Origin of the sequence: Candidatus Thiodiazotropha endolucinida (assembly GCF_001715975.1) — a bacterium.
GTDB classification, from domain to species: domain Bacteria; phylum Pseudomonadota; class Gammaproteobacteria; order Chromatiales; family Chromatiaceae; genus Thiodiazotropha; species Thiodiazotropha endolucinida.
The window spans coordinates 1-1,188 of sequence record NZ_MARB01000053.1; the positions used below are offsets into that span (position 1 = coordinate 1).

A 1,188-nucleotide genomic window follows, 5' to 3' on the forward strand; every position below is an offset into this window, starting at 1 on the left:
ATCCCTTTTCACAACAGTTCATTTGGAATCGTTTGTTCCGCCTAATCACCCACTCCGCCCAATCCGAATACTGCTAGATGAGGCGTTGAAGAACCTGAACTGGCTCTTTGATGGTATCTACGCTGACAGTGGAAGGGAATCGATTCCACCGGAGCGGTTGATCAGGGCGCAGTTACTCCAAGTGCTCTACAGCATCCGTAGCGAGCGACAGTTGGTTGAACAGATCAGCTACAACCTTCTCTATCGCTGGTTTGTGGGTTTGACGATTGATGACAAGGTCTGGGATCACTCTGTATTCAGTATCAACCGGGATCGTCTTTTGGATCATGAGGTCATTCCGGAACTGTTTTCAGAGGTTGTGAGCCTGGCCAGAAAGCGGAAGTTGCTATCCGAAGAGCACTTTAGTGTAGATGGCACATTGATACAGGCTTGGGCCTCACAAAAGAGCTATTGCCCCAAGGGAGATGATATTGATCCTCCATCAAGCGGGGGGCGCAATGGCGGTGCTGATTTTCACGGTGAGAAACGGAGCAACGAAACACACGAATCAAAAAGTGACCGCGATGCACGGCTCGCCCGGAAGGGTCTTGGCAAGGAGGCGAAGCTCTCCTACATGGGGCACACGGTGATGGAAAACCGTAATGGGCTGATTGTGAAGGCTGCAGCCAGTCATGCAACCGGCAAGGCGGAGCGTGAAGTAGCGGTGGCATTGTTAGCTGATATTGCCGGAAGCCAGCGGCGCACTGTGGGTGCTGACAAGAACTATGACACGGCCCGATTTGTGGCGGACTGTCGGGCGATGAATATCACACCGCACGTTGCTCGGAATGACAATCGTGTTGGCGGATCAGCGATTGATGGACGCACCAGTCGACACATGGGCTATCAAGTAAGCCAGCGGAGAAGGAAACGTGTGGAAGAACCCTTTGGCTGGGGTAAGACCATTGGCTTGATCAGGCAGGTGAAGGTACGCGGGTTGGCGAAAGTAAACAGCGTATTCATGATGACGATGATTGGTTGGAATCTAACACGAATGAGAGCATTGATGGAGTAGACCGTTTAATCACCTGGAGGAGCCCGATATCGTCCCCCTGTGGTCCAGAAAGCGGCGATCAATCGCTAGATTGAGCGGTAATTACACCGCCAAACGAATTTGACGGCTGACGACGGGTAAAAATCAACAGCCTG

General features: G+C 52.0%; 1 protein-coding gene. It reads left to right on the forward strand.

What is annotated here, in order from left to right:
- On the forward strand, positions 1-1,054 hold a 1,054-nt coding region (locus CODIS_RS20295), incomplete at its 5' end, for an IS5 family transposase (RefSeq protein ID WP_069128471.1).
- Positions 1,055-1,188: the final 134 nt, after the last annotated feature.